Annotated in this window: 7 protein-coding genes, 1 tRNA gene and 1 riboswitch; all 8 genes read right to left on the bottom strand. The window is 63.2% G+C overall.

The features are described from left to right. Nucleotides 1-96: 96 nt before the first annotated feature. Nucleotides 97-182: transfer RNA gene (locus tag HMPREF2878_RS01255), tRNA-Ser, on the bottom strand. Nucleotides 183-363: 181 nt separating this feature from the next. Then, nucleotides 364-711: a metal-sensitive transcriptional regulator gene (locus HMPREF2878_RS01250; RefSeq protein WP_065421667.1), complete on the bottom strand. Its 348-nt coding sequence runs from the start codon at nt 709-711 to the stop codon at nt 364-366. Next, nucleotides 704-2,914, bottom strand: a complete 2,211-nt coding sequence (locus HMPREF2878_RS01245; RefSeq protein ID WP_070652713.1) for a heavy metal translocating P-type ATPase — start codon at nt 2,912-2,914, stop codon at nt 704-706. Before HMPREF2878_RS01245 ends, HMPREF2878_RS01250 begins: the two co-directional genes overlap by 8 nt. A gap of 20 nt (nt 2,915-2,934) precedes the next feature. Further along, the gene (locus HMPREF2878_RS01240; protein ID WP_049172422.1) at nt 2,935-3,144 is read right to left on the bottom strand and encodes a heavy-metal-associated domain-containing protein; all 210 of its coding nucleotides are present in this window, start codon (nt 3,142-3,144) and stop codon (nt 2,935-2,937) included. A 37-nt stretch (nt 3,145-3,181) separates the two neighbouring features. Then, nucleotides 3,182-4,360, bottom strand: coding sequence for an HNH endonuclease signature motif containing protein (locus HMPREF2878_RS01235; RefSeq protein WP_070652712.1), 1,179 nt, complete (start codon nt 4,358-4,360; stop codon nt 3,182-3,184). 120 nt (nt 4,361-4,480) lie between these two features. Beyond that, the gene (locus tag HMPREF2878_RS01230) at nt 4,481-6,001 is read right to left on the bottom strand and encodes an AMP nucleosidase (RefSeq protein ID WP_070652711.1); all 1,521 of its coding nucleotides are present in this window, start codon (nt 5,999-6,001) and stop codon (nt 4,481-4,483) included. Between the two features lie 80 nt (nt 6,002-6,081). After that, the gene (locus HMPREF2878_RS01225) at nt 6,082-6,435 is read right to left on the bottom strand and encodes a hypothetical protein (protein ID WP_016421862.1); all 354 of its coding nucleotides are present in this window, start codon (nt 6,433-6,435) and stop codon (nt 6,082-6,084) included. 10 nt (nt 6,436-6,445) lie between these two features. Continuing rightward, nucleotides 6,446-6,566, bottom strand: a riboswitch (SAM riboswitch). 89 nt (nt 6,567-6,655) lie between these two features. After that, entirely contained in the window at nt 6,656-7,894 is a 1,239-nt protein-coding gene (locus HMPREF2878_RS01220; protein WP_070652710.1) for an Nramp family divalent metal transporter, read from the bottom strand. Between the last annotated feature and the right edge of the window lie 60 nt (nt 7,895-7,954).

Genomic DNA, 7,954 nt, shown 5'->3' with positions numbered 1-7,954 from the left:
CCGGAAAAGACACACTTTTCTTTACTTAACCCGCAAATCCACTCACCTGCATAAATACAAGAAAACCCCCGGCGTAAACCGGGGGTTTTCACTCTGCGGAGGATGTGGGATTTGAACCCACGAGGGATGTGACTCCCGCACGCGTTCCAGGCGTGTGACATAGGCCGCTAGTCGAATCCTCCAACGTCGTTAAAGACTACCCAACAAACCCCATTTTCCCAAAACGCGCCCCCTACCAGGGAAAACGAGGCATTTAAGCGACACTTCCGCGCAACCGGTGCAACCAACAGCAACCAACTCCGGCTGCCGACTGCCGACTGCCGACTGCTGTTTCGCCCCCCACTCCCGGAATTTTTCCGGGAGTTACTTAGCCAGCCGAGCAATCGCCGCCGAGGCCTCCTCCAGCTTGGCGTCCAACTCCTCCGGGCCGCCCTCAGCCGCATGCACCACACAGTGATGGAGGTGAGCATCCAGAAGAGTTAACGCCAACGACTTCAACGCCGAATTCACCGCCGAAATCTGGGTCAAAACATCGATACAGTACTCTTCGTTCTCAATCATCCGACCAATGCCACGAACCTGCCCCTCAATGCGACGGATACGGGATTCATAACGCCGCTTCTCCACGAGATAACCGGGATCAGTGGTGTCATGGCAGCAAGAATCGTCGTCAAGCGAATGCGATTGCGACGAACAACAAGACTCACTCATGAGTTACTCCTTTTTGAATAGCTGGTTGACTCGGAGAAAAACCGCGCAGACGCAGACTGTTGCCGACCACAAAAACCGACGAAAACGCCATCGCAGCGCCAGCCAACATCGGATTCAACAACCCCAGCGCGGCGACAGGAATTGCCAAAACGTTGTAGAAAAACGCCCAAAAAAGATTCGAACGAATCGTGCGGAGCGTCCGGCGTGACAACCGCAGCGCATCCGCAGCCGCCAACAGATCACCACGCACCAGCGTGATATCCGCAGCCTCCATCGCCACATCGGTGCCCGTGCCCATCGCCATGCCCAAATCCGCCTGCGCAAGAGCCGCAGCATCATTGATGCCATCGCCGACCATCGCCACACACGCGCCGCCAGCCTGCAACTTCTCAATCGTCGCGACCTTATCCTCCGGCATCACTCCCGAAATCACATCCTCGCGAGCAATACCGACCTCATCTGCGACCCGAAACGCCGGGCCGGCGGCGTCGCCGGTCAGCAGAATCGGCCGCACCCCCCACTCCCGGAATTTCGCGACCGCAGCCGCCGACGTCGGCTTCACCGAATCCGACACCTCCAACGTGCCCAGGAGCTCGCCGTCGCGGCGCACCGCAACCACCGTCCCCCCACTCCCGGAATTTTCCCCGGAGCGGCCGACCTCGATGCGGTGGCCATCCACGGTGCCTTCAACCCCCACTCCCGGAATATCCCGGAAATCCGAAACCGGGAGTAGAGAATCCGGATCCGCCGCACGCACAATAGCCTGCGCAATCGGGTGGTGCGACGCCGCCTCCACCGAAGCGGCAAGCGGCAGCAGATTTTCGGGAGTGGGAGGGACCTCCGTCAACTCCATCACACCCGTAGTCACCGTGCCGGTCTTATCCAGCACAACCGTGGCGACCTTCCGCGCCGACTCCAGCACCTCCGGGCCACGCAGCAGCACACCAGCCTTGGCGCCTTCACTCGTGCCGACCAGGAGCGCTGTGGGCGTCGCTAAGCCAAGCGCACACGGGCACGCGATGATGAGCACGGCGACCGCGGCCGTGACCGCCTCACTCGCGCCGTGCCCCGTAAACAACCACGCGCCCAGCGTGACCGCGGCGATCACGATGACGGCGGGCACGAACACTCCCGAAACCCGATCCGCCAGCCGCTGCACCGGCGCCTTACCCGTCTGCGCCGCCTCGACCATCGCCGCCATCTGCGCCAACTGCGTCTCCGAGCCCACGCGCGTCGCCCGCACGAGCAGCCGCCCTGACGTATTGATTGTCGCTCCCGTCACCTCATCGCCAGGGCCGACCTCGACAGGCATCGGTTCGCCGGTCAGCATCGACGCATCCACCGCCGACGCGCCCTCCACGACAACGCCGTCCGTCGCGATCTTCTCACCAGGCCTAACGACGAACACCACTCCCGGACGGAGCTGTTCCACGGGCAGCCGCTTCTCCACTCCCGAACTTTCGAGAACGGAGACATCCTTGGCGCCAAGCTTCATCAACTCCCGGAGTGCCTGACCGGCGTTGCGCTTGGAGCGCTTCTCGAAGTAACGACCAATCAGCACAAACATGATGATGCCGGCCATCGCCTCGAGGTAGATGTTCATATCGGCATCACCAGGAGTGACCGTGAAGTGGAACTCGTGCTTGAGCCCCGGCAGCCCGGCACGCCCGAAGAACAACGCCCACACACTCCAGAGGAACGAAGCGGTCGTCCCCATAGTGATCAGCGTGTCCATGGTGACCTCGCCATGACGCAGATTCTTCAGTGTCGCGCGGTGGAACGGCCAGCCGGCCCACACAAAGACCGGCGCCGAGAGCGTGAGACACAGCCACTGCCAATTAGTGAACTGGAGGGCAGGAATCATCGACATTGCGATGACGGGAGCAGTGAGGATGACAGCGCCGATGACTCGGTTGCGCAGGTCTTCCAGCTCCCGGTCTTTCCCTTCGGGAGCAGCACCCGGTTCCTGTTCGGGCTCCTCCTGCGGAAGCTCAGCGGTGTACCCCGCTGCCACGATTGTGTCGATCAGTTGCTGCGGGTTGATGTCCGCCGGCGCCTCCACATGCGCCTTCTCGGTCGCATAGTTCACGCTCGCGTTAACGCCATCAAGTTTGTTCAGCTTGCGTTGGATACGGTTTGCGCACGACGCACACGTCATCCCGCCGACGGGGATATCAAGGGTGAGAAGTTGCTGCTCAGACATCCGCTTTCCTCTTTGGGGGTTTAGTTTGCGACCGCCTTGTAGCCAGCTTCATCCACTGCTGCGATTACGGCAGCGGTGTCAATGTCTGCATCCGAGGTCACGGAAAGGAAATTCCGGGAGCGGTCAACCTGGACATCAGTGATTCCCGGGAGTTCAGAGACTTCCTCCCGCACCGATGCCTCGCAGTGTCCGCATGTCATGCCAGTAACAGTAAAAGTTTGATTAGCCATACCCCAATATATACCCCCTATGGGTATATCTGTAAAGCTATTCGCGCTGACGGTAGCCCGAGTAGGCCCGCCCCGCGAGAGCTGTCGGGAAGGCAAGGTTGAATTCGGGCGGCGCGTGCAGAGACGGCGGGTGGCGGTAGACCGCGCCGGAGCCGTCGTCACGCTCGAGGTGCCCGTTGAGGCCTTGCCTGTCGTCATCGTTGGCGGCGTTATGTTCTTTGCAGGTCATGACCATGTTTTCCATAGTCGTGGCGCCGCCGTTTTTCCTGGCGACCAGGTGATGGGCCTGCCCGGCGTGGGCGGGGCGCGGGCACCCGGGCCACGCGCAGATGGGGTTGTCGAGGATCATCGCGATGCGCTGTTCCTCCGTCGCCAGGCGCGGGTTGTGTATCGGGAGTAGGTCGGTCGGCGTGTTGTGCTCGTCGTAGACCAGCACCCAGCCGGTGTCCGCGAGCAATGCCTCGACGAATTGTCCGGGAGTGAGGACGGAGCCGTTGGAGGTCGCCGCAAACCGCGGACTGTACTCCACGATGTCTTGCGCGGTTACGATGAGCGCGGGCTGGTAACGGAGCTTGTCGACGTCGTCAAGCGGCCCCTCCGACCCGTGTGCCAGGCGTTCTGCCAGCGCCTGACCGACACACCGATCCCGGGTGTAATCCTCGTGCGCTTTGGCGATTTCAGCTGCGCGCACGGTCAGCGGCGCGACCAGGTCGTCAATCATGTTCGCCGGACCGGTGACCTGCAGATGCTTCATCCCGCGGATGTCCGGATTCCGGGAGACGTGGGCGCGCAGGTGCTGCGGCGGCTCGTCGGTGCGGTTGAGCTCCTTGACCTTGGTGCGCATGTAGGTGTCGAGGCCCTCGAAGTCGTAGGCCGCGGCAGCGCGGGTGAAGTCCAGGCGGTAGTACTCCCGGATTTCGACGTTGTTGAGCTGCCCGGAGCGCTTGTCGATCTGCATGACCGTGTCCAGCGACAGCTTCAGCTCCCGGGCGATCGCGACGGCTTTGTCGCGGGATTCGACATCCATATCGCCCTCGACCGTGCCGAACAGCCGCTCGGCACAGCGCAGCAGGCGCTTGAGGCGGAAGGGGTCGAAGCCGATGCTGGCTGCCAACTCCCGGTGCCCGGTGGATTTTTCCGGGAGTGCGGCGCGCAGGTCGGCGAGCACGTCAATCCCCCGTGTCGCCAGCGCGCTGAGCAGTCCCAATGTCGTCATGGGGCTAAGGCTAGTTTCCGGGAGTGGGCGGCTTCAATCGCTTTTTGGCGTTGTCCACAGCCGTCGTAAAGCATGCACAATCTGCACAAACGGGCTTGACGACGCACTCCCGAAAGTGCCCTACCGGAACGCGACCTCTCCCACCGGCCGTCGCAACTTCCGGGAGTGGAGGGTGTCGGGAGCGGCGGCCATGTCCTCGCACGCGCGCACGGCGGCCATGAGGTGCTCTTCCTTGGAGGACTGGTAGAACTCGCGGGCGGATTTCGGGAGTTTGGGTTTGTCGTGCAGCGGCATGTCGGAGACGCTGAGCAACGCGCCGTAGGGCACGCGGAAGCGGTAGCCGTTGGCGGCGATGGTGGCGGATTCCATTTCGACGCCGATGGCGGTGGATTTCTGCAGCTCTCGGTAGAGGTCGGTCTGGGAGCGCCACTCCCAGTTGCGGTCGGAGGTCGACAGTACGGTGCCGGTGCGTAGGCGCTTTTTCAGCTCATCGCCGGTGAGTCCGGAGACGCGGGCGAGCGCGTTGGTGACGGCGAGCTGAATTTCCGCAATTGGCGGGATGGGTTTTTCCAGGGGCACGTAGTTGTCGAGGACTCCGTCGGCGCGGTCGTAGCCGTTGGCGAGAATCATGTCGCCGATGCGCATGCGGCCGTCGAGACCGGCGCAGTGTCCGACCATCATCCAGCAGTGCGGGCGCGTGACGGCGAGGCAGTCGGTGATGGTTTTGGCATTGGAGGGGCCGACGCCGATGTCGATGATGGTGATGCCGCATTGGTCGTCGCGAAGCAGGTGGTACGCCGGCATCTGCGAGGCGTGCGCGTGCTGACGGCAAATTCCGGGAGTGGGGATGGCGCCGATGTCGTAGCGCTTCCCACCCGGGCACGCCAGCGCCGTGTACCCGTGCGGATTTCCGGGAGTGAGGGTGGCGGCGTATTCGAGGAACACGTCCGTGTGCAGCTGGTAGTTGGTAAATAGCACGAAGCGCTGGATGTTTGCGGCGTGCGACCCGGTGTAGTGCTCGAGGCGCTGGAGGGCGAGGTCGATGCGCTGGGCGGTAAAGAGGCTCAAAGGTTTGATGAGCAGGCCCAGGTAGTCGGCTTCACCGTCGGCGATGGTGTCGTCGATGCTGGCGGAGTCGATGGGGGTAAACGTCTTCTCCACTGCCGCCAGCATGCTTGCCGACGCCCCTTCCCTCCCCGCCGCTTCCTCGGCGGCCGCGTCGAATCCGCGGCACATCCGGAGTGGGATGGGCTGGTCGGAGACGCGCACCTCGACTTCGCCGCCGTGGTTGGCGAGCAGGTCGGTAATTTGCTCGATGAGGTAGGTGCGGAACATCACCGGGCGGGTGATGGTGGTGGCATACACTCCCGGACGGTCGACGAAGCCGTGTGACAGGGAGGGGTCGACATCCTCGACGGCGCTGCCGGCCGGGACGGTGAAGCGTAGTTCGGGGTAGTAGGCGCGCACCGGCCCACTCCCGGAATTTCCTTCGGTGGCGGCGGTGTACTGCTCGACTAGGTAGGCCATTCCTGCCCGGTGGATTTCGGTGAGCCGGTCGACGGCCGCGGCGGCGTCGGTGTAGAAGTCGCCTTCGCCTTCGGTGGGCCAGAACGGGGGTGTTGCGGAGTCTCGTACCTGCATAGCCCAAGGCTAGGCGGAGAGGTTCCCGCGCGCATCCGCGCCACGCTCATCACGCCAGGCATGCTCACGAAACCAGCAGCTCAGTGCCGGCTCCACACTCCTTCGCGGCTGCGGCGGACCTCAAAGACCTGGTGCACGTGGTAGCCGCCAATGGTGGGGATGGTGAGGAAGTGGCGACCGTCGTCAAGCTCGTGCCAGAGTATGCGGCCGTAGCGTACGCCGTCGCGGACGTGGGCGCTGAGGTAGTCGGCGCGTTGTTGGCCGCGGAGGGTGGCGTAGAAGGCGGGGTCGACGGGTAGTTGGACGAGATTCCGAGAGTGGGGGTCGATGTCGGCTTCTTGCAGCCGGATGGCGACGGGTCGGCCGTCGACGAGAAGGTCAGCGGTGTGACGGCTGAGATGGATGATGTGGACGTCGCTTATTGTGGTGTGCATTTGGCGCTCCTATTCGCTCTTCCCCGCAGGCGGTCTGTGGGGCTGATCTTCCTTTGGGGCACCGGGTCCGCGAATCGGGCGGTTGCCTATCGACGCTGTCAAAGGCCATTTCTCGTCGATATCTTGTGATCGTGCCGCCCACCCTAACACCAACTAGACAGCTTTGTCTACCATCTCCCGCACGCTTTACGACGAGGCCCCACCCCGCCACTCCCGGAAGCTACCCCTTCCCCGTCAGCACCAGGACCACCAGCGCCACGTTGAGCGCGATGATGAGCCCGCAGATAACCCACGCGACCCGGCGCAGTAGTGGGGTGTTGGCCCAGATGCCCATCTCGGCACGCGAGGAGGTCATATTCACCAGCGGGACCAGCGCAAACGGGATGCCAATCGACAGCACCACCTGGCTGAGCACCAGCGCCCACGTCGGCTCCACGCCGCTGGCGATAATGAGCAGCGCCGGGATGATGGTGACTATGCGGCGCACCAGCATCGGCACGTGCACTTTCAGTAGGTCGCGCATAATCAGGTCGCCGGCGTAGCAACCGACGGAGGACGACGCCAGCCCGGAGGCCAACAACCCAACGCCGAAGAGCACGCCCACCACGGGGCCAAGCACGCTGGTCACGGCGGCGTGGGCACCTTCGATGGAGTCAGTCCCCTCCACTCCCGGAAGCGCTTCGGCCGCCAGACACAGCATGCCGATATTCACCGACCCAGCCAGCACGAGGGCACCGAAGACATCGAGGCGCGTGGCCCGCAGGTGCTGGCGCAGCGAGGAGTCATCTTCCACCTTGTACTCGCGGTCGCGCACCAGCCCGGAGTGCAGGTAGACCGCATGCGGCATCACGGTCGCACCCAGCATGGATGCCGCCAGCACCACGGTGTGCGCGCCTTGGAAGCGCGGCAGAATTCCGCTGGCCATCTCCCCGAGACTCAGGCCCGTGACAAACAGCCCGGCCAGGAACCCCACCGTAATGACCAGCAGGAACGCCACAATCACGCCCTCAAAAGTGCGTTGCGAACGCCCACCCTGAAGCAACAACAGCCCCAGCGAGACCACGCCAACAATGACACCGCCAAGCAGCATCGGCGTCCCAAAGAGCAGGTACAGCGCCGTGGCGCCACCAATAATTTCCGCCACATCCGTCGCTGCCGCCACAATCTCGGCCTGCACCCAGTACGCCAGCCGCCCCGGCCGGTTCGAACCGAAGCGGTCGGCGACACCTTCGGTCAGCGACCGCCCCGTCACCAGGCCGTACTTCGCCGACAGGTACTGCACAACCATCGCCATGAGGTTGGACACCACCAACACCCACAGCAGCAGATACCCATAGCTCGCGCCCGCGGACAGGTTCGCAGCCACATTTCCGGGGTCCACGTAGGCAATCGCCGCCACAAAAGCAGGCCCCAGCAGACTCATCATGGGCTTGCGGTTTTTCTCGCTTGATGACGTCACTTGCGACCCTTGTGCCCCTGAATCATTCACCCGGCCATTATTTCACGGCCTCGACACTAA

Source organism: Corynebacterium sp. HMSC065H09 (genome assembly GCF_001812845.1).
Lineage (GTDB): Bacteria > Actinomycetota > Actinomycetes > Mycobacteriales > Mycobacteriaceae > Corynebacterium > Corynebacterium jeikeium_D.
Note: the sequence above shows the minus strand (reverse complement) of the source record. Positions and strands in the feature narration are given on the sequence as shown.

Coding starts and splice junctions, on each gene's coding strand:
- HMPREF2878_RS01225 (WP_016421862.1), bottom strand. CDS start 6,435: ATGCACACCACAATAAGCGACGTCCACATCATCCATCTCAGCCGTCAC.
- HMPREF2878_RS01230 (WP_070652711.1), bottom strand. CDS start 6,001: ATGCAGGTACGAGACTCCGCAACACCCCCGTTCTGGCCCACCGAAGGC.
- HMPREF2878_RS01235 (WP_070652712.1), bottom strand. CDS start 4,360: ATGACGACATTGGGACTGCTCAGCGCGCTGGCGACACGGGGGATTGAC.
- HMPREF2878_RS01240 (WP_049172422.1), bottom strand. CDS start 3,144: ATGGCTAATCAAACTTTTACTGTTACTGGCATGACATGCGGACACTGC.
- HMPREF2878_RS01250 (WP_065421667.1), bottom strand. CDS start 711: ATGAGTGAGTCTTGTTGTTCGTCGCAATCGCATTCGCTTGACGACGAT.
- HMPREF2878_RS01245 (WP_070652713.1), bottom strand. CDS start 2,914: ATGTCTGAGCAGCAACTTCTCACCCTTGATATCCCCGTCGGCGGGATG.